The 19,568-nt window shown below is 73.9% G+C and carries 15 protein-coding genes; 7 read left to right on the top strand and 8 right to left on the bottom strand.

Annotation, left to right across the window (positions count from 1 at the left end):
- Nucleotides 1–12: 12 nt before the first annotated feature.
- Both DDE18_RS00870 and DDE18_RS00865 read left to right on the top strand, forming a co-directional pair.
- Entirely contained in the window at nucleotides 13–618 is a 606-nt protein-coding gene (locus DDE18_RS00870) for a TetR/AcrR family transcriptional regulator (RefSeq protein WP_116570352.1), read from the top strand.
- Nucleotides 615–2,150 (top strand): glycerol-3-phosphate dehydrogenase/oxidase, encoded by a 1,536-nt coding sequence (locus tag DDE18_RS00865; protein ID WP_116570351.1) that lies wholly within the window; start codon nucleotides 615–617, stop codon nucleotides 2,148–2,150. The genes DDE18_RS00870 and DDE18_RS00865 overlap by 4 nt, the downstream gene beginning before the upstream one ends.
- A 52-nt stretch (nucleotides 2,151–2,202) precedes the next feature.
- Here the strand turns inward: DDE18_RS00865 and DDE18_RS00860 are convergent, their stop codons facing one another.
- The gene (locus tag DDE18_RS00860) at nucleotides 2,203–3,642 is read right to left on the bottom strand and encodes an NAD-dependent succinate-semialdehyde dehydrogenase (protein ID WP_116570350.1); all 1,440 of its coding nucleotides are present in this window, start codon (nucleotides 3,640–3,642) and stop codon (nucleotides 2,203–2,205) included.
- Between the two features lie 340 nt (nucleotides 3,643–3,982).
- Between DDE18_RS00860 and DDE18_RS23910 the strand changes: the two genes are divergently transcribed.
- Nucleotides 3,983–4,108 (top strand): hypothetical protein, encoded by a 126-nt coding sequence (locus tag DDE18_RS23910; RefSeq protein WP_281258310.1) that lies wholly within the window; start codon nucleotides 3,983–3,985, stop codon nucleotides 4,106–4,108.
- A gap of 159 nt (nucleotides 4,109–4,267) precedes the next feature.
- On the top strand, nucleotides 4,268–4,843 hold the full coding sequence (locus tag DDE18_RS00855; protein ID WP_116570349.1) for a YceI family protein: 576 nt from the start codon (nucleotides 4,268–4,270) through the stop codon (nucleotides 4,841–4,843).
- Between the two features lie 83 nt (nucleotides 4,844–4,926).
- Here DDE18_RS00855 and DDE18_RS00850 read toward each other — a convergent pair whose 3' ends face one another.
- Nucleotides 4,927–6,642: a DEAD/DEAH box helicase gene (locus DDE18_RS00850; RefSeq protein ID WP_245916373.1), complete on the bottom strand. Its 1,716-nt coding sequence runs from the start codon at nucleotides 6,640–6,642 to the stop codon at nucleotides 4,927–4,929.
- A gap of 118 nt (nucleotides 6,643–6,760) precedes the next feature.
- Here DDE18_RS00850 and DDE18_RS00845 point away from each other — a divergent pair, with 118 nt between their 5' ends.
- Nucleotides 6,761–7,678 carry a GNAT family N-acetyltransferase gene (locus tag DDE18_RS00845; RefSeq protein WP_116570951.1) on the top strand — a complete coding sequence of 306 codons (918 nt, stop codon included), beginning with the start codon at nucleotides 6,761–6,763 and terminating at the stop codon, nucleotides 7,676–7,678.
- A gap of 33 nt (nucleotides 7,679–7,711) precedes the next feature.
- On the opposite strand, the gene DDE18_RS00840 is transcribed toward DDE18_RS00845, so the two are convergent.
- Together DDE18_RS00840 and DDE18_RS00835 are read right to left on the bottom strand one after the other, a co-directional pair.
- On the bottom strand, nucleotides 7,712–8,932 hold the full coding sequence (locus DDE18_RS00840; protein WP_211754385.1) for an RNA polymerase sigma factor: 1,221 nt from the start codon (nucleotides 8,930–8,932) through the stop codon (nucleotides 7,712–7,714).
- Nucleotides 8,929–9,288, bottom strand: coding sequence for a YciI family protein (locus DDE18_RS00835; RefSeq protein WP_116570348.1), 360 nt, complete (start codon nucleotides 9,286–9,288; stop codon nucleotides 8,929–8,931). Before DDE18_RS00835 ends, DDE18_RS00840 begins: the two co-directional genes overlap by 4 nt.
- A gap of 230 nt (nucleotides 9,289–9,518) precedes the next feature.
- Between DDE18_RS00835 and DDE18_RS00830 the strand changes: the two genes are divergently transcribed.
- Nucleotides 9,519–10,229, top strand: a complete 711-nt coding sequence (locus DDE18_RS00830; RefSeq protein ID WP_116570347.1) for a response regulator transcription factor — start codon at nucleotides 9,519–9,521, stop codon at nucleotides 10,227–10,229.
- Between the two features lie 6 nt (nucleotides 10,230–10,235).
- Here DDE18_RS00830 and DDE18_RS00825 read toward each other — a convergent pair whose 3' ends face one another.
- From DDE18_RS00825 to DDE18_RS00810, 4 genes are read right to left on the bottom strand one after another with little or no spacing between them, the layout of a single operon-like run.
- Complete coding sequence (locus tag DDE18_RS00825) at nucleotides 10,236–13,298, bottom strand: FtsX-like permease family protein (RefSeq protein WP_165820965.1); 3,063 nt, start codon at nucleotides 13,296–13,298, stop codon at nucleotides 10,236–10,238.
- Nucleotides 13,298–15,595: an FtsX-like permease family protein gene (locus DDE18_RS00820; protein ID WP_116570345.1), complete on the bottom strand. Its 2,298-nt coding sequence runs from the start codon at nucleotides 15,593–15,595 to the stop codon at nucleotides 13,298–13,300. Before DDE18_RS00820 ends, DDE18_RS00825 begins: the two co-directional genes overlap by 1 nt.
- On the bottom strand, nucleotides 15,592–16,353 hold the full coding sequence (locus DDE18_RS00815; protein WP_211754352.1) for an ABC transporter ATP-binding protein: 762 nt from the start codon (nucleotides 16,351–16,353) through the stop codon (nucleotides 15,592–15,594). The genes DDE18_RS00820 and DDE18_RS00815 overlap by 4 nt, the downstream gene beginning before the upstream one ends.
- On the bottom strand, nucleotides 16,350–17,222 hold the full coding sequence (locus DDE18_RS00810; RefSeq protein ID WP_245916371.1) for an ABC transporter ATP-binding protein: 873 nt from the start codon (nucleotides 17,220–17,222) through the stop codon (nucleotides 16,350–16,352). The genes DDE18_RS00815 and DDE18_RS00810 overlap by 4 nt, the downstream gene beginning before the upstream one ends.
- 46 nt (nucleotides 17,223–17,268) lie before the next feature.
- Between DDE18_RS00810 and DDE18_RS00805 the strand changes: the two genes are divergently transcribed.
- Nucleotides 17,269–19,566 carry a DUF6351 family protein gene (locus DDE18_RS00805; protein ID WP_116570343.1) on the top strand — a complete coding sequence of 766 codons (2,298 nt, stop codon included), beginning with the start codon at nucleotides 17,269–17,271 and terminating at the stop codon, nucleotides 19,564–19,566.
- Nucleotides 19,567–19,568: the final 2 nt, after the last annotated feature.

The raw sequence follows: 19,568 nt of genomic DNA, 5'->3' as shown, positions 1-19,568 counted from the left end.
ACAGTGTGACATATGGCGTCACTTCGTCACAACGGCTCCGGTGCGCCGCCGAAGACGCCGGAGGACCTGCGCCTGGACGGCTACCTCGATGCCGCGCGCGCCTGCATCCTCGACGTCGGCTGGCGGCGTACGACGCTCACCGAGGTCGCCCGCCGGGCGGGCGTATCCCGGATGACCATCTACCGCGCCTGGCCGGACATGTCGCGCCTGCTGGGCGACCTGATGACCCGGGAGTGGGGTTCGGTCGTGGCCGCGAGCGCCACGGGGGACGAGGGTGGTGACCTCGCCGACCGGGTGGTGCGCACGGTGCACGCACTCCGGGACAACGAGCTCTTCACGCGCATCGTCGAGCTCGACCCCGAGCTCCTGCTCCCCTACCTGCTCTCGCGGCGCGGCCGGTCGCAGGAGGCGATCCTCGTCCTCTTCGCCGCCGCGATCCGGAAGGGCCAGGAGGCCGGCGTGCTCCGCGACGGCGACCCGGTCGTGATGGCGCGCACGCTCGTGCTCGCCCTCCACGGCGCCGTGCTCTCGTCCCAGACCATGCTCGACGACCACGTGAGCGAGGACGACCTGGACGCCGAGCTGCGCGAGCTGGTGCGGAGGTTCCTCGCCCGATGAGCCTCCCCAGCACCCGGATCACACCCGGCCTGGCCGGCGCCCCGACCCACGTGGACGTCGTCGTCATCGGCCTCGGCATCACCGGCGCCGGCGTCGCCCTCGACGCCGTGACGCGCGGCCTGTCGGTGCTCGCCGTCGACGCCCACGACCTCGCCTTCGGCACCTCGCGCTGGTCGTCCAAGCTCGTGCACGGCGGCCTGCGCTACCTCGCCAGGGGCCAGGTCGGCGTCGCCCACGAGAGCGCCGTCGAGCGCGGCATCCTGATGGAGGTCACGGCGCCCCACCTCACCCGGGCGATGCCGATGCTGGTGCCCCTGATGTCCAGCGTGACGCCGCTCCAGGCGGGCCTCGCCCGCGCCGGGCTCGCGGCCGGTGACGTGCTCCGGCGCACGGCCCGCACGTCGCGCGGCACCCTGCCCGCCCCGCGCAAGGTCTCCGCTGCGGAGGCGCTGGCGCTCGCACCCGGCCTGCGCGCCGACGGTCTCCGCGGCGGCCTGCTCGGCTGGGACGGCCAGCTCGAAGACGACGCCCGACTGGTGACCACGGTGGCCCGCACGGCCGCCGCGCACGGCGCCCACGTCCGCAACAGGGCCAGCGTCCTGTCGGCCACCGGCGGCGGCGTACTGCTGCGCGACCAGCTCACTTCCGCCATGTCGACCGTGACCGCGGCCGCCGTCGTCAACGCCGCGGGCGTCTGGGCCGGCGACCTCGTGGACGAGATCACCCTGCGGCCGAGCCGCGGCACCCACCTGGTGCTGCGCGCCGACAGCCTCCCCGGCCTGCGCGCCACGGTCACCGCGCCGATCCCGGGAGAGGCCAACCGCTACGTGATGGTGCTCCCGCAGCCCGACGGCACGATCTACGTCGGGCTCACCGACGAGGAGGTCGACGCGGTCGAGGACGTGCCGACGCCGTCAGAGGGCGAGATCGGCTTCCTGCTCGACGTCGTGGCCGCTGCCTTCGCCCGGCCCCTGCGCCGCCGCGACGTCGTCGGCGCCTTTGCCGGCCTGCGCCCCCTCCTCCAGGTGCCCGGGGCCACCGACAGCACGGCCGACCTCTCCCGCCAGCACGCGGTGCTCACGAGCAGGACCGGCGTCACGACGATCGTCGGCGGCAAGCTGACGACCTACCGGCGGATGGCGCAGGACACCGTCGACGCGCTCGCCCTCACGTCCTCCCCGTGCGTCACGGCGTCGACGCCGCTGCTGGGGGCCGCCCCCCGCACCGAGCTCGCCCGCCTGGAGCAGCCGGCCCGGCTCGTACGCCGCTTCGGCACCGACGCCGCGCTGGTGCTCGACGACGCCCGCACCGTGACCGGGCTGTCCGACGACGTCCTCCTGGCGCCGGCGTCCGACCAGGTGCCAGTCACGCTCGCCGAGCTCGTCTTCGGGGTCACCCACGAGGGCGCGCACGACGTCGGCGACCTGCTGGACCGGCGTACGCGCGTCGGGCTGGTGCCCGCCGACCGCGAGGTGGCCCTTCCCCTCGCCGAGCGGGCCCTCGACCTCGCTTCGGCCCACTCCTCGGGGTAGTCCGTGACGTTCGGACCTCTCACGAGCCCGGGAGGTGTCCGATCGTCGCGGACTATCCCCCGGGCAGGGAGACGTAGGTGAGGTCGAGGTATTCCTCGATCCCCTCGAAGCCGCCCTCGCGGCCGAAGCCGCTGGCCTTCACCCCACCGAACGGAGCGGCGGGGTTGGAGACCAGGCCGGTGTTGACGCCGACCATGCCGAAGGCCAGCGACTCGGAGAGCCTGATGGTGCGGCCCAGGTCGCGGGTCCAGACGTAGGCGACGAGGCCGTAGTCGGTGGAGTTGGCCGAGGCGATCGCCTCGTCCTCGTCGGTGAACGTGGTGACCGGTGCGACCGGGCCGAAGATCTCCTCCTTGTTGATCTGGGCCTCCGGCGGCACGTCGACCAGGACGGTCGGGGAGTAGAAGTGGCCGGGCCCGTCGACCGGAGCGCCCCCGGTGAGCAGCCGCGCGCCGTCGTGGACGGCGTCGGTGACCAGCTGGCCCACCGACTCGACCGCGTCCGCGTCGACCAGCGGACCGACGTCGACGCCGTCGTCCTGGCCGCGGCCGACGCTGAGCGCCGCCATCCGCTCGGCCAACCGGGCGGAGAACTGCGGGGCAACCTTCTCGTGCACCAGGAACCGGTTGGCGGCCGTGCACGCCTCGCCCATGTTGCGCATCTTGGCGATCATCGCGCCGTCCACGGCGGCGTCGAGGTCGGCGTCCTCGAAGACCACGAACGGCGCGTTGCCACCCAGCTCCATGCTCACCCGCTGGAGGTTGTCGGCGGACTGGCGCACCAGGATCCGGCCCACCTCGGTCGACCCGGTGAAGCTCACCTTCCGGAGCCGGTCGTCGCCCATCAGCGTCTTCACGACGCCCGAGGAGTCGCTCGACGTGATCACGTTGACGACGCCGTGCGGCACACCGACCTCGTGGAGCACGTCGGCGAGGAGCAGCATGGTGAGCGGCGTCTGCGACGCGGGCTTGACCACCATCGTGCAGCCGGCAGCGAGCGCCGGGCCGATCTTGCGGGTGCCCATCGCGATCGGGAAGTTCCACGGCGTCACGAACAGGCATGGCCCGACCGGCTTCTTCACGGTGAGCAGCCGGCTCTTCCCGTCGGGAGCGACCAGCCAGCGGCCGTCGATGCGGACCGCCTCCTCGGAGAACCACCGGAGGAACTCGGCGCCGTAGGTCACCTCGCCCTTCGCCTCCACCAGCGGCTTGCCCATCTCCAGGCTGATCACGCGCGCGAACTCGTCCGCCCGGGCGACGACGGCCGCGTACGCCGCGCGGAGCAGCTCGCCGCGCTCGCGCGGCGCGGTCGCGGCCCACCCGGCCTGCGCCGCGACGGCCGCCTCCAGGGCGTCGTGCGCGTCGGTCTCGCCGGCGTCGGCGACCTCGGCGAGCGTCGTACCGTCTGCGGGGTCCTCGACCGCGAAGCGCCGGCCGTCGGCCGCCTCTCGCCACTCGCCGTCGATGAAGAGCTGGTCGCGGAAGTCGCCCATGCAGCCATAGTGACAGGCGTCCCAGACTCTTTGCCGACGAGTTGTCGCGATCTGCGGACACCGCTGCACCCACCTGTCACGATTTCGGCAACGAGCTCCTTGCTGACCCCATGCAGCAAGGAGCTCGTTCGTCTCTGTGGCTGGTGTGACCTTGCGAGGCTTTCGGTGCTGGTGTGACAGCGATCCGAGCCACGCTCCGTCTCACAGGTGGAGCGAGCCCCCGATGCCAAGCCGCGAGCGACCCCGCGAGTGGAGCATCGGCGTTGATTTGGGCGATCCGGTGGCGCCGTCGTGGGGACGTGTTACCTTGGGTGAACGGAAGGTGAACAGGAGGTGTCACATGAGGGACCAGAAGACCAACGAGCTCGTCTGCACCTGGGTTTCCGTCACGGATGAGTCCGGGCGCACCCACATGGAGGCACGCTGGGCCACGCCGTGCGCGGCGCGACAGCCCCACGCCGCCTGACGAGGCCAGAGAGCCCCACGGGGAAGTCTTCCTCGGACGAGCCGCATCCCACCGGGGTGCGGCTCGTCCGCATTTCTCGCTGGGTGGGAATGGATCTGGAAGCCGCCACGTTCAAGTGGTTGAATCCTGAACGACCCCGTACCCACCATGAGGAGTCCCATGACCACCGACCAGCAGTTCGACACGCCCACCACCGTCCTCGACGACATCTCCGGCGACTACACCCTCGACGTGGCCCACAGCCGCATCGGGTTCGTCGCCCGCCACGCGATGGTGACCAAGGTGCGCGGCCAGTTCGCCGACTTCGAGGGCACCGCCCAGATCGACGCGGCCAACCCGTCGGCGTCGAAGGTCGACCTGACCATCCAGGTCGCGTCCGTCGACACCCGCAACGCCGACCGCGACGGCCACCTCAAGTCCGGCGACTTCTTCGACGCCGAGACCTACCCGACGATGCGCTTCGTCTCCACCGACGTCGCCCGGGACGGTGACGAGTGGACGATCACCGGCGACCTCACGATCAAGGACGTGACCAAGCCCGTCACCGTCGTCTTCGAGCAGACCGGCTCCGCCAAGGACCCGTTCGGCAACACCCGCGTCGGCTTCGAGGGCGAGACCGCCGTCAACCGCAAGGACTGGGGCCTGAGCTGGAACGCCGCGCTCGAGACCGGCGGCGTGCTCGTCTCCGAGAAGATCAAGCTCGAGTTCGACATCTCGGCGATCCGCAACGCCTGAGCCCACGTTCACCCTTCCCGCCGGGTAGCAGGAGCCCCGCCAGCACCTGTGCTGGCGGGGCTTCTACGTTGCGCTGACAGCGGTCAGGAGCGCTCGCGCGGCTTCTTCGCGCCGGCGTAGCTGCTCCGGCGCGGCGGCCCGGCGTCAGGGCGGATCTCGATCAGCTTGCCGGAGATCCGGGTGCCGGCGAGGCGGTCCAGGGTGCCCGTCGGCAGCTGGGCCGGCAGCTCGACGAGCGAGAAGTCGGGCTTGATGTCGATGTGGCCGAAGTCGGCGCGGCCCAGGCCGCCCTCGTTGGCGAGCGCCCCGACGATCTGGCGCGGCTCGACCTTGTGGCGCTTGCCGACGGCGATGCGGTAGGTCGCCATCGGGACGTCGCTGCGCCCGCGCTGCTTGCGCTCGGGGCGCTGCTTGCCGGCGGCGCGGTCGTCGAAGTCGCGCGCGGCCGGCCGGTCGGCAGAGGCGTCGAGGAGCAGCGGCTCGTCGCGCTGCGCCACCACGGCAAGCGCCGCGGCGACGTCGAGCTCGGGCACGTCGTGCTCGGCGACGTAGTGGGCGACGATGTCGCGGAACATCTCGACCTTCTCGCCCGAGGCGAGCGCCGCCGTGATCGCGTCGTCGAAGCGCGAGAGCCGGGTGACGTTGACGTCCTCGACGGTGGGCATCTGCATCTGGGTCAGCGGCTGACGGTTCGCCTTCTCGATGGCGCGCAGCAGGTGGCGCTCGCGCGGAGTGACGAAGGCGATGGAGTCACCCTTGCGGCCGGCCCGGCCGGTGCGGCCGATGCGGTGCACGTAGGACTCGGTGTCGGTGGGGATGTCGTAGTTGACGACATGGCTGATCCGCTCGACGTCGAGACCGCGGGCGGCCACGTCGGTGGCGACCAGGATGTCGAGCTTCCCCGCCTTGAGCTGGTTGACGGTGCGCTCGCGCACGGCCTGGGGCACGTCGCCGTTGATCGCCATCGCGGAGTAGCCGCGGGCGCGCAGCTTCTCGGCCAGCGTCTCGGTCTCGTTCTTGGTGCGGACGAAGACGATCATCGCCTCGAAGTTCTCGACCTCGAGGATGCGGGTGAGCGCGTCCACCTTCTGCGGGTAGGACACGATCAGGTAGCGCTGCGTGATGTTGGCCGACGTCTGGGTCTTGCCCTTGACGATGATCTCGACCGGGTCGGTGAGGTATTTCTCCGCCAGCCGCCGGATCTGCCTGGGCATGGTCGCCGAGAACAGCGCGACCTGCTTGGTGTCGGGGGTGTCGGCGAGGATGGTCTCGACGTCCTCGGCGAACCCCATGTTGAGCATCTCGTCGGCCTCGTCGAGCACCAGGAAGCGCAGCTCGCTCAGGTCGAGCGTGCCCTTCTCCAGGTGGTCCATGATCCGGCCGGGCGTGCCGACGACGACGTGTACGCCGCGGCGCAGCGCCGACAGTTGCACGCCGTAGCCCTGGCCGCCGTAGATCGGGAGCACGTGCACGCCACGCATCCGCGCGGCGTACCGCTCGAAGGCCTCGGAGACCTGGAGGGCGAGCTCGCGGGTGGGCGCGAGCACGAGCGCCTGCGGCGTCTTTTGGGAGGTGTCGAGCTGAGACAGGATCGGCAGCGCGAACGCCGCGGTCTTGCCGGTGCCGGTCTGGGCGAGGCCGACGACGTGCCGGCCCTCGAGGAGTGGCGGGATCGTCTGTGCCTGGATGGCGGACGGGGTCTCGTAGCCGACGTCCGAGAGCACCTTGAGCACCTCGGGCGTGAGCCCCAGCCCGTCGAAGGTCATGGCGGTCAGGTCGGGCGCGGAGTCGTCTTGCACGCGTCCACGGTAGTGCTCCGCCCGCCCGTGCGTGGATTCGCGGACGCGGCGACGTGCGTCACCGATCGAAAATTCGAGGACAGGACGGGCGTCCAGGGCGCACCATCCTCGGGTGACCATGCAGAGCCGTCCCGATCTCGGCGTCCCGCTCCCCGAGGGCCTCACCACCCGCCCGCTCACCCGCGCGGACTCGCGGGCCGTCTACGAGCTGATGGCGGCCCAGGAGGTCGAGGACATCGGCGAGGCCTTCATCGAGGAAGCCGACCTGATCTGCGACTGGGCCAAGCCCAGCCACGACCAGTCCGCCCGCAGCGTCGCCGTCTTCGACGGCGAGCTGATGGTGGCGTACGCCGAGCTGGCGGGCGCCGACCGCGCGGACACCGCCGTGCTGCCCGCTTACCGCGGGCGTGGCATCGGCACCTGGCTCGCCGCCTGGCTGCAGGACTGCGGACGCCGCCACGGCTCGAGCATCGTCGGGATGCCGGTGCCTGTGGGCTCCGCGGGCGACCGGCTGCTGGAGGCGCTGGGCTTCGAGGTGCGCTGGAACAGCTGGGTGCTGCAGCTGCCCGACGGCTTCGAGATCCAGCCGCGCGAGCTGCCCTCGGGCTACACCGTCGGCGAAGCGGGCGAGGCCGACCGGCCGGCGGCGCACGAGGTCCTCGAGGACGCCTTCCTGGAGTGGTCCGAGCGCGACCGCGAGCCGTGGGAGGACTTCGCCGCCCAGGTGATGGGTCGCCCGGGCTTCGAGCCGTGGAACATCCGCGTCGTCAAGGACGCCGGCGGTGTCGTCGTCGGCGCGGCGATCGTGCAGCTCGCGCTGCCGACCGCCTACATCGCGCGCCTCGGCGTACGGAAGGACCAGCGCGGCCGCGGCCTCGCGCAGGCCCTGCTCGTCGACGCGTTCGCCCTCGCCCGCGAGCACGGTGCCACCGTCTCGGAGCTGGCCACCGACTCCCGCACCGGTGCGTTGCCGCTCTACGAGAAGGTCGGGATGGTCGTCACCTCCAGCTGGGTCAACCGGGCGATCCGTCTCTGACCTCTGCCCGATCGCCGGGGTAGTCCAGCCGGGCTAGCCCAGCTGGGAGCGGCGGCGGGAGAGCCAGGCGCGCTCGGCCGGGTTGTCGGTCGCCGCGATCGCCGCGTCGTAGGCCGCCTTGGCCTCCTCGCTGCGACCCAGCCGGCGCAGCAGGTCGGCCCGCGTGGCGTGCCAGGCGTGGTACGACGAGAGGTCGAGGCGGTCGACGAGCGCGAGGGCGACCTCGGGCCCGTCGAGCTCGGCGACCGCGACCGCCCGGTTGAGCGCGACGACCGGCGTCGGGGACACGGCGTACAGCTGGTCGTAGAGCTGGGCGATCTGGGACCAGTCGGTGGCGGCGGCCTCGGGGGCGTCGGTGTGCACGGCGTTGATGGCGGCGAGCAGCTGGTAGTGGCCGGGCCGGTTGCGGGCCAGGCACTCCCGGACGAGGGCGTGGCCCTCGGCGATCAGCTCGCGGTCCCAGCGGCCGCGGTCCTGGTCGGGCAGGGTCACCAGCTCGCCTCCCGCGACGCGGGTGTCGCGCCGGGCGTCGGTGAGCAGCATCAGCGCCAGCAGCCCGGCGACCTCCGGCTCCTCGGGCAGCAGCTGGCGCAGCAGCCGGCCCAGGCGGATGGCCTCGGCGCAGAGCTCGCCGCGGATCGGCGCCTCGCCGGCGGAGGCGAGATAGCCCTCGTTGAAGACGAGGTAGACGACCGCAAGGACCGCGGAGAGACGGGCGGGCAGGTCCTCGCGCTCGGGGACCCGGTAGGGGATGCGGGCGTCGGCGATCTTCCGCTTGGCCCGGGTGATCCGCTGCCCCATGGTCGTCTCCTGGACGAGGAAGGCCGAGGCGATCTCGCCGACGGTGAGGCCGCCGACGAGCTTGAGGGTGAGTGCCACCCGCGCCTCGGGCGCGAGAGCCGGGTGGCAGCAGGTGAAGACCAGCCGGAGCCGGTCGTCCTCCACCGCGCCGGTGGGCTCGGGGGGTGTGGGGTCGTGGAGCATCGCGGCCGCCTTGTGCTTGGCGTCCCGGTGCGACTCGCGACGGATCCGGTCGAGCGCCTTGCGCGTCGCCGTCGTGGTCAGCCAGCCACCAGGGTTGGGCGGTATGCCGTCCTGGGGCCACCGCTCGAGCGCGGCGACGAAGGCCTCGCCGGCGGCGTCCTCGGCGAGGTCGAGGTCGCCGAAGCGCCGCGCCAGCGAGGCCACCACGCGGCCGTACTCCTCCCGGTGGATCCGGGTGAGCTCGGCCTGGAGTCCGTCGTGGTCGCTCAGGACGGCTCCTCCTGGAACGGGCGGACCTCGACCTTGCCCCGGCAGGCCGCGGAGCCCTCGGCGGCCCACTTCAGGGCGGCGTCGAGGTCGGGGGCCTCGATGATCCAGAAGCCACCGAGGTACTCCTTGGACTCGGCGAAGGGACCGTCGGTCACGACCGGGGCACCGTCGCCGGTCCCGTCGACCGTGGTGGCGGACTCGATGCCCTGCAGGCCGCCGCCGAACACCCAGGCGCCCGCGTCCCGCACCTTCTGGTTGAACGCGTCCACCGCGTCGAAGATCGGCTGTAGCTCCTCCATCGAGGTCGGCATGTCGTCACCTTCGGCCTGGTGGACCGAGAGCAGGTACTGCGTCATGAATTCCTCCAATGTGTCGGTGGGCCAGCATCTCCGGCCCTACCATCTTCTCCACGAACGGCGTGCGGTGGTTACGACACTGTCACGAGGATTTCTTGCGGCGGGGGGACACGGAGCGTGACGCCGGCAGACATCGACCGTTAGTCGTGCAGATGGGCATCAGCGTTCAGCCTGGGTGTTGCGGCTGTTCTCGGGACGTTGTTTGATCACGAGGACACAGGGGGAAGCTGATGGCAGAACGACGTGCGGTGGTCGTCGAGGACGACCCGTCGATCGCGGAGCTCGTCTCGGAGGTGCTGGGCCGCGCCGGCTTCGCCGTCACGCGCGTCGCCGACGGCTCCCAAGCCCTTGCCGTCATCGCCGAGACCAACCCCGACCTGGTCACCCTGGACCTCTCCCTGCCCGGCATGGACGGCGTCGAGGTGTGCCGGCGGATCCGTGACACCAGCGACTGCTACGTCGTGATGCTCACCGCCCGCGCCCAGGAGATCGACGTCCTGATCGGCCTCGAAGTCGGTGCCGACGACTACATCGCCAAGCCGTTCTCCCCCCGCGAGCTGACGGCCCGCGTCGCGGCCCTCTTCCGCCGCCCCCGCGGGGCCCCCGACCAGACCCGGGCGGCCTCGCCCGCCAGCCCCGCCGTGATCGACGGCGGCGCCGGCCTCCTCGTCGACCGGAACGCCCACCTCGTCACCATCGACGGCGACGTGGTCGACCTGACCCGCACCGAGTACGACCTGCTCTGCCACCTGGCCACCCGCTCGGGCACCGTCGTGCCGCGCGGTGAGCTGCTCCGCGAGGTGTGGGACACCGAGTTCACCGGCGACAGCCACGTCGTCGACGTGCACGTGGCCAACCTCCGCCGCAAGCTGCGCCTGCACTCGACGACCTCATGGATCCGCACCGTCCGCGGCGTCGGCTTCCGCTTCGACGGGGCCTGAGGCGCCTCAGCGGGCGTTCTCCCGCAGCGTCGCTCCCCGGGCGCCGCGCACGGCGAGCAGGGCGCTGACGTACGCCGCGAGGCCGAGCGCTACGACGGCGATCACCCCGAGCGCCATCAGCCGGGACGGCGAGATCGCCGCCACCACCCGTGGTGACGAGAGCGCCTCGACGTGGCCCAGGGTGAGCGAGCGCAGCACCACCCACTGGGCCAGCGCCCCGGCGGCGATCCCTGCCGCCGCCGCCGCCCCGAGCACGCTGGCGAACTCGCGCGCCACCGCCGCCATCACCGCGCGCCGGGGCACGCCGACGACTCGCAGCGCCGCAGCGTCACGGCGGCGGGCGGGCAGCTGAACGGCGGTGCTGACGGCCAGGCCGGCGAGCGCCATCAGGAGCACGAGCACCGCGACCAGGCCGTAGAGGCGCAGGGCCAGCGCGTAGGCGCTCTGGTCGAGCAGCCGGCGCTCGGCCGCGAGGGTGGTCTCCACGGTGAGCCCGGCGTCCGCGAGGGCCTCCCGCATCGCAGCGGGCGCGCCCTCGCGCATCAGCACCCGCGTGTCCAGCACCGACTCATAGACGGGCCGGTCGGTCAGCAGCGCCGTGTGGTCGACCAGCAGGCCCGCCGGACCGGCGAACGGCATCCCGTCGAGCCGGCCGCGGACGTCGAGGGCAGGGTAGGCGGAGCCGTCGAACTGCAGCAGTGCGTCGTCGACCACGTCCAGCCCGCGCAGGGCGGGACGCTTCGCGGTGAACCCGCCGGAGGTCAGCCGGGCCATGGCGGGCTGGCCGCCGGTGTCGAAGGTGAGGTCGAGGGACTCCCCGACCTGCATGTCGGCGATCGCCGAGCGAGAGCTGTCGGTGGACGACGACGACCAGCCAGCACCCTCGAACGGGATGCGGCGGCCGTCGACCTCGAGGGCGAGGATCCGCGCCCGGCCGGCCATCACGGCCGCCGTGCCCGCGCTGCCGCCGAGCGTCATCCCCTCGAGCGGGCAGCCGTCGTCGCAGTCGCGGAGCCGGGCCGACAGGGTGGACGTGCCGGACTCGAAGGGCCCGAGGTAGAGCCGGCGCAGGCGGCTGCCCTGCTGGCCCAGGCGCAGCTCGAGGGTCAGCCCGGTCGACGTGGCGACCTGGTTGTCGAGGGTGACCGAGACCCTGCGGCCGGCCACGGACGGCACGTGGCCGTCGGCCCCGAGCGCGTCCACCACGTCCTCGACCGACCGGCCGGGGCTCCAGGTCGGCGGCCACGCCGCCACGCTCGCCAGGCGGTCCCTGTCCACGACGGCCAAGCCCGCCCCCGGCAGGGCGGCCGACGCGGCCGTCATCAGCCACTCCCCCTCCGGGTCGAGCTGGCGAGTCATGGCGACCGTCCCGGTCAGCCCCAGCGGCGAGTGCCAGGTGGTGTGCGCCGGCGACACCGTGGCCGCGACGCTGGCGCGCCAGGTCGCGGCGGAGTCGTGCACCCCTGCGGAGAACACGGCTACCGCGACCGCCGCCGTGATCGGGAGGATCACCAGGGTGCCCTCCTGCCGGCGGGAGACCGCCCGCGAGGACACGAAGCCCGACAGCGAGCGACCGCGCGAGCGGCGGGTCCACCAGGCGGCCAGCCAGGCGGCGACGCGCGTCGCCCCCAGGCCGGCGACCACCGCGAGCAGCACCGGCAGCACCAGGTCGGTCGCGTCGGGCTCCGCCTGCCGGCCGCCGGCGATCCGGCTGGCCAGCACGGTGAGCGCCAGCGCCACCAGGACCAGCTGGGCGACGAGAGCCCAGCGGTGCGACCGGTGCGGGCGGCGTACGCCCGACAGCTGCGCCGACAGCGACCTGCGCACCACGAGGCCCACCGCGACGCAGGCGACGGCCACCGCGCCCGCCAGGACCAGCGCGACCGCCACCCAGCTCACCGCCGGCACCGCGAGCGGCAGCCCCGGCACCAGCCAGGCGCGGGTCAGGACAGCCCGCGCCACCAGTCCGAGGGCGACGCCGAAGGGTGCGGCCAGGGTGAGTACGACGAGTGGCTCGGCGAGGCCGAGGGCCCAGAGACGTCGGGTGCCGACTCCCCGCAGCGACGCCAGGGCGAGCTCGGGGACGCGCAGCTCGCTGGCTGCCATGAGCAGACGCAGGAGCAGGGCGAACGCGACCAGCACGAGGGACAGCAGGGCGGGGGCGATGGTCCGGCGGGCGGTGCCCTCCTGGGCCCGGACCTCCTCCTCGATGGCCGTCAGGTCGTTGAGGTCGCCCTCGGCCACACCCGTTAGTGTGCCGCCGTCGACCGCTTCGTCCAGGTCGGCCAGGGTGGCGGCCGCGGCGCGGGCCGCCTGCAGGTCGTCGGCGCCCAGGTCGGCGGGCACGTCCAGCCGGGTCTCGATGCGCACCCACCAGTCGCCGGGCGGGAACGCCTCGAACGTGGAGACCCCGGTGACCAGCGGCGCGGGCCGGTAGGGCACGAAGGGCGGGCCGGGGCGCTCGGGGCCGCTGCTCAGCGTGCCGGGCTGGAACCAGTGGCGGTCGTCGGCCGGCGTGGCGTAGGTGCCGACCAGCCTGACCGTGTCGATCGGCGGCCGGGGCAGCTGCCCTGCGATGGCGGGCGGCTCGGGGGCGAGCAGCCGCACGCGGTCACCGACCTCGGCGCCGGCGCGGTCGGCGTCGACGCCGAACATCAGCACCTCGCCCGGTGCGCGGGGGCATCGGCCGACGACCTCCAGCCGCTTGCAGGCACCGGGCACTCCCCAGAAGAGCGCCTCGCCGCCGAGGGCGCTGTAGGACTGCGACTCGGTGATGGCCTGCGGCGCCTGCCAGGGGCCGATGTCGCGCGCGGAGGCGGCGTCGGTCGCGTGCGCCACCGCATCACCGGGCGCGACCCCCGGGTCTGGCAGGAGGCGGCGCACCAGCCCGGTCTGGGCCGCGGGCGCCTCCCGGAGCCGGGTCACGACGAAGGAGTCGGTGACCGCCTCGGAGAAGGCGGGCCCGAGCACCGCGCTGGCCACGGCGAGCGCGGTCAGCAGCAGCGAGCCGGCGGTCAGGAGCGCGCGGGCCCTGAGCCCACGCAGGACGGCGCCGAGGAGCTGTCGCATCAGCCCTCCTCGTTCCGGAGGATGGCCGGCCGGGTCTCCGAGGCGCGCACGGCCCGGGCCCGGCCGCCCACCAGCAGCACCGCCGCCGCCGCGAGGGCGGCGGGCACGAGCAGCCAGACGACCGCCGGGGAGGTGTCCAGGGGAGTCGAGGCGATGGGCGGTGAGAGCAGGGGCAGGCCCGCGAGCAGCAGCCGGGCGGCCAGCCAGCCTCCGGCGACCACGGCCACGACGACCAGGCCGGCCACGAGGGCGAGCTCGGCGCGGCCGGCGCGTCGGGCGGTGCCGAGCCCGATGCCGAGCACCCGGAGTGCAGCGACGTCGTGGCGGTAGCCGCGGAGCTGGCGGGCCACCTCCGCGGCCAGCGCCAGCAGCGCGACGAGCGCGGCGGCCACGGCCATCAGCGCCTGGGCACGGGCCTGGTCGGCGCCGGACGCCGCCCACACGTCGCGGTGGGCGTCGGCCGGGGTGCGCGGGCGCGTGCCCACGGCGGTGGTGAGCTCGGCCACCAGGGCGTCGGGCGTGCCTGCGGCCGCGAGCACCGCGACCTGCCCGGTGGAGACGGTGGGGCCAGACCCGGCGAGGGCGCTCGGGAGGTCGGCGAGCGTGCCGACGGAGCCGACCAGGGGCAGCGTGCCGGCCGTGGCCACGCGGGCCAGCGGCCGCTCGTCGCCTCCCGGCGTGCGGACCACCCCTCGTGGGTCCGTGCCGGCGGCCACGAGCGCCGCGAGCGGCCGGGTCGACGCCTCGGGCACGACCGTGGTGATCGCATCGGGCTCCGGCGCGATCTCCATGCCGTCGGGGCGGTTGACGAGGAGCCGGCCGCCGTCGAGGTCGTCGACGGGCTCGGCGTCGGGGCCCGGCACCCACGCCTGCCGGGCGAGGTCGAGGCCGCCGAGCTCCGCCCTGCGCAGCAGCACCCGCAGGTCCGCGTCGCCGGGCCCCCGCTCGACCGCGAGGCTGGTCACCGAGCACGCGGCCTCACAGTCGGCCGCCTCGGTCCGGGCCCGGACCACGCCGTCGCCGGCTGCCACCCGGACGGGGAGGCTGACGGTGGTGGTGTAGTCGCCGCCTGCGACGTAGGTCAGGTGGAGCACCAGGCGCCCGGGGGCCGCGAGGTCGGAGAGGGTCTGCAGCTCCACGTGGAGCTCGATCACCCGCGCGCCGGCCTCGGTGACCAGGGGCGGCGTCTCCGTGGCCAGCGCGGCGACCGCCGGGCCCACCCCCGCCGCCGGAGTGCCGTCGAGGAAGTCGCCGACCACCGCGTCGTACCGCGCGGCGTCCACGAACGCGCGCCGCTCGCCGGGGCGGCCCTCGCTCGGCACGGTCGCCGCGGCCATCAGCCACCGCCCCTCCGGGTCGAGCCGGTGCGTGAGCGCCAGCGCCTGTGCGGCGCCGCCGTCGACGCGGAAGGCGAGTGGGGCGCCGGCGTCCAGCCGGGCCTGGTCGTCGGCCCAGCGCCCGACGGCGACGGCGCCGGTGAGGGCGAGGGCACCCACGACGGCGGCCGCCACCACGAGCCGCACGGGCGTGGCGAGGTCGTCGGTGCGGGCGAGCCGGCGGGCCACGAGCATCGGCGCGAGGCCGCGCGCGGCCGTCGGCCCGGTGGCCACCCTCGCGAGCACCCGAAGCAGCCAGACGGCGACCTGGCCGAGGGCCAGGCCGACCAGCGCCGGGCCCAGGAGCACCACCGCGTCGGGCTCGGCGGTGGTGGCGGCGCGGGCGCGGTACGCCGCGACGCCGGCGCCGACGATGACGAGCACGCCGAGGAACAGCGCGGCCGTCGTGGCGGCACGGGGGCGACGGGCCGGGGCCACCTGCAGGGCCAACGGCTCGCGGAGCGCGAGCGCGGACCCGACCATCACGAGCGCGAGGGCGCCCGCGGCGATGCCCAGCGCCACGCCCAGCGTCGACCCGCACAGCATCGGCGCCGCCTCGCCGAGCCAGGCGGTCGTCACGAGCCGGCCGGCGAGCCACCCCACGCCGGCGCCTGCCAGGGTGCCGAGCACCACGGCGAGCAGGGGCTCCGCGAGCAGGAAGCGCCACAGCCGTCCCCCGTGCACGCCGCGCAGCCGGGCCAGGCCGATCTCCTCGCGGCGCGCGGTGGCCAGCTCGCGGCCGATGCTGGGCACGGCGACGGCGCCGAGGAGGAGCAACGGCGCGGTGAGCAGGGCCGACGTGCCGGCTGCTCGGGCGAAGCCGAGCACCACCACCGTGCCGCCGACGACCACGGCGGTCATCGCGACCAGCGTGCCCAGCGCGCCCCGGCGGCTCCAGGCACCGCGCAGGACGCGGGTCATCGCAGCCGGCCTTCGTCCAGCGCGTGGTGGAGGTCGCAGGCCTCGACGACGGCGGGGTCGTGGGTGGCGACCACGACCACCGATCCCCGCTCGGCCTCCGCGTGGAGCTCCGCGAGCACGAGGGCGCGGTTGGTCTCGTCGAGCTCCGAGGTCGGCTCGTCGGCCAGCAGCACCTCGGCCCCCACCACGAAGCCGCGGGCACAGGCGACGCGCTGCAGCTGGCCGCCGGAGAGCTCCTCGACCTGCCGGTCGGTGAGGTCGGCGACGCCGAAGCGGGCGAGGGCCGCGGCGGCACGGTCGTCCGCCTCGGCCGGCGCGACGCCGCGGGCGCGCAGGGCGATCGACACGTTCTCGCCCGCGGAGAGGATCGGCACCAGGCCGTAGACCTGCAGCACGAACGCCACCTCTGGACGCGGATCACCGCTGCCGGTCCACGTCGGCCGGCCGGCGTACGTCGCGGTGCCCGACGTGGGCTCGAGCAGCCCGCCGGCGACGGAGAGCAGCGTGGTCTTGCCCGAGCCGCTCGGGCCGGAGAGGGCCGTCACCTTGCCGGCAGGGAAGGTGACGCTGACGTCGTCCAGCAGGGCGCGGCCGACCCAGAAGGTGACGCTGCGGACCTCGAGGCCGGCGGCGTCCGCGCGGCGGGTCTCGACTTCGCTCGACCGGCGGGGGCCGGGGTCGCTCGTTCGCTCCCGCTCCTGGGTGCGGCGCTGGTAGTCGGCGTCGGTCACTGGCGGCACGCCCCAGGGGCTGGTCACGGCTGTGCGCCCTCCTGCGTGACCCTCTCGTGCGTGGCCCGGGTGAGGACGAGCCGACCGTCGCCGTCGTCCTCGAACCGCACCAGCGTGCCCGCCGGCCAGTCGGCCGCGACGTGGCCGGGGAGGTGCAGGACGCCGTCCTCGCCGACCACGGCGTACTCCGAGCCCTCGCGGCCCTCCGCGCCCACCCGGCCGCCCAGCATCTTGACCGAGCGCGGGAAGGTCTCGGCCACCTCCGGCTGGTGGGTGACGACGACGATCGTGGTCCCGAAGTCGTCGCCGAGGGAGTGGATCAGGTGGAGGACGTGGTCGCGGTCCTCGTGGCCGAGCTGGCTGGTGGGCTCGTCGGCTAGCAGCAGCCGCGGCGCCGTGGCGACCGCGCAGGCCAGGGCGAGTCGCTGGCGCTGTCCGCCTGACATGGTCGAGACGACCTGGTCGACCTGCTCCTCCAGTCCGACCCGGCGCAGCAGCTCGCGGTCGACGAGGGCCTCGCGCTTCTCCTCCGCCGTGAGGGAGAGGCGGGCGAAGGCGATGTTCTGCCGGGCGGTCGCGTAGGGGAGCAGGTTGCGGGTCGCGCCCTGCAGCATGGTGGAGACCTGGCGGGAGCGGATCCGCGAGAGCTGGCGCTCCCCCATCCGGGAGATCTCGGCGTCGCCGAGGAAGATGCGGCCCGCGCTGGGCTTCTGGATGCCGCCGAGGAGGGTCAGCAGCGTCGACTTGCCGGAGCCGCTCGGGCCGAGGAAGGCCACCCGCTCGCCTGGGGCGATCACCAGGTCGACGCCCCGGAGCGCGACCACGTCGTGGCCGCCGAAGGTGCGGTAGAGGTGTACGACGCCCTCGCACCGCACTCCCAGTCCGGTGGCCTCCACGCGGTCACGATACGTGACCGGGCTCACCCCCCGTCGTTGACTCGGCATGCCACTGCAGCGCACCCTCGTGTCCCTGGTCTCGGCCCTGGCGCTCCTCCTCTCCAGCGGGACTCCCACCCCGGCCTCCCCGGCCCCCACGGCCCCCGCCGCGGCTCCGCCGAAGGCGGGCAGAATCGTCCTCCAGGTGCTCTCCAACCGGGCCGACCTGGTGTCGGGCGGCGACGTGCTGCTGAAGGTCCGGCTGCCCCGGCAGGTCAGGCGCCGGCACCTCGTCATCACCGTCGGCGGTCGTGTGGTCACCAAGCACTTCCGGCACACGGCGCCGCAGACGTACGTCGGCCTGGTCCGCCGCCTGAAGAACGGCCGCAACCTCGTGGTGGCCAGCGCGAAGGGCGCCCGGACCACGAAGGCCGTGGTCACCAACCACGACCAGGGCGGGCCGGTGCTCACCGGCCCGGTGCACGTGGCCTACGACTGCCAGGACACCGCCCGCGACGCCCGGTGCAACGAGCCGCCGCGCTACTCCTGGCTCTACCAGCCGAGCGGCGGGCCGGCCGGCCTGAAGCCCTACTCGAGGAAGAACTCGCCGACCGACGTCGCCACCACGACCACCGACCGGGGCGTCCGCGTGCCGTTCATCGTGCGGCGCGAGGACGGCTACGCCGACCGCGACCGCTACTCGATCCTCACCCTCTTCCGACCGGGCAAGCGCTGGCACGCGTGGCGGCCGCAGGACCAGTGGAACCACAAGCTGCTGGTCACCCACGGCGGCGGGTGCGGCGCGTCGTACCACCCGGAGGATCCGAACCTGCAGGACTCCGCCGGCACCCTGCGGGTCGCCGGGGCCAAGGACACCTACGTCGAGGCGCTCAGCCGCGGGTTCGCGGTGATGGCCACCTCGCTGAGCAACACCGGCCACAACTGCAACGTGGCCTACAACGCCGAGTCGCTGATGATGGCCAAGGAGCGGGTGGTCGAGCGCTACGGCACCCTGCGCTACACCATCGGCACCGGCTGCAGCGGCGGCTCGGTCGCCCAGCACACCATCGCCAACGCCTACCCGGGCATCTACCAGGGCCTGGTCGTCACCTGCTCCTACCCCGACGTGATGAGCCCCGGCGCCCAGTTCGCCGACTACCACCTGATGCGCCTCTACTTCGAGCACCCGTCGCGCTGGGGCGCGGGCGTGCTGTGGTCGCCGACCCAGATGGCGGACGTCGAGGGACACCTCACGCACGCCAACGCCGTCACGGCCGACGAACTGCTCTTCAAGAAGGCCTTCGACCCCGAGCTGCCGTGCGGAGGCGTGCCCCACCCGGTGCCCGGTGACCGCACGACCCGCTACGACTCCGAGACCAACCCCGGTGGGGTCCGGTGCTCGGTGCTGGACCTGATGGTCAACCAGCTCGGCCGCCGGCCGCAGTCGGTGTGGAGCGCGCAGGAGAAGGCGGCAGGGCACGGGTTCGCCGGCTTCCCCGTCGGCAACGCCGGCATCCAGTACGGGCTCAACGCGCTGCTCGGTGGTCGGATCACGCCGGCGCAGTTCGTGGACCTCAACGCCAAGCTCGGCGGCCTGGACGTCAACAACGAGCTCACCGCCGGCCGCCTGCTCGGCGACCCGGCCTCGGTCGCGCGGGCCTACCGCACCGGCCTGCTCAACGAGTTCACGCACACCGACGAGGTGGCGATGATCAACCACGGCGGCCCCGACCCGGGGGTCGCCCACGACTACTCGCACGCGGTGTGGAGCCACCTGAGGCTGCAGCGCGACCAGGGCCACACCGACAACCGGGTCGAGTGGTTCGGCCCGACGCCGCTGGTCGGGGACCTCGCCTGGCCGGTCGAGGCGTTCGACCGGATGGACGAGTGGCTGGCGGCCGTGGAGAAGGACCGCCGGCCGGTGCCGCTCGCGCAGAAGATCGTCGAGGACCGGCCTGCCACCCTCACCGACCGGTGCCACGCCGACGGCGTGCCCGGCGTGCTCTGCGAGAACGACCTCGCCCGCACCCACCTCTCGACCCCGCGCCAGGAGGCCGGCGGACCCGCGACCAACGACGTGCTGGCCTGCCGGCTGGTGCCGCTCGACCGCGCCGCCTACACCTACGTCGGCGGCCACCCCATCCCGTTCACCGACGCCGAGTGGGCCACGCTCCAGGCCACCTTCCCCGGCGGTGTCTGCGACTGGTTGCAGCCCGGCCTCGGGCAGGGCGTCGCCGAGACCTGGCTGACCTACTCCGACGCCTCCGGCAAGGTGGCGTACGGCGGTCGCGCGCTGCCGAGGGTCCCGCGCCGGTCGATGACGGGCTGGCAGGGGAAGGCCTTCAGGGAGATCGTCCGCCAGTGAGG

Origin of the sequence: Nocardioides gansuensis, assembly GCF_003076135.1 — a bacterium.
Taxonomy (GTDB): domain Bacteria; phylum Actinomycetota; class Actinomycetes; order Propionibacteriales; family Nocardioidaceae; genus Nocardioides; species Nocardioides gansuensis.
This window is presented reverse-complemented; position numbering and strand designations above follow the sequence as displayed.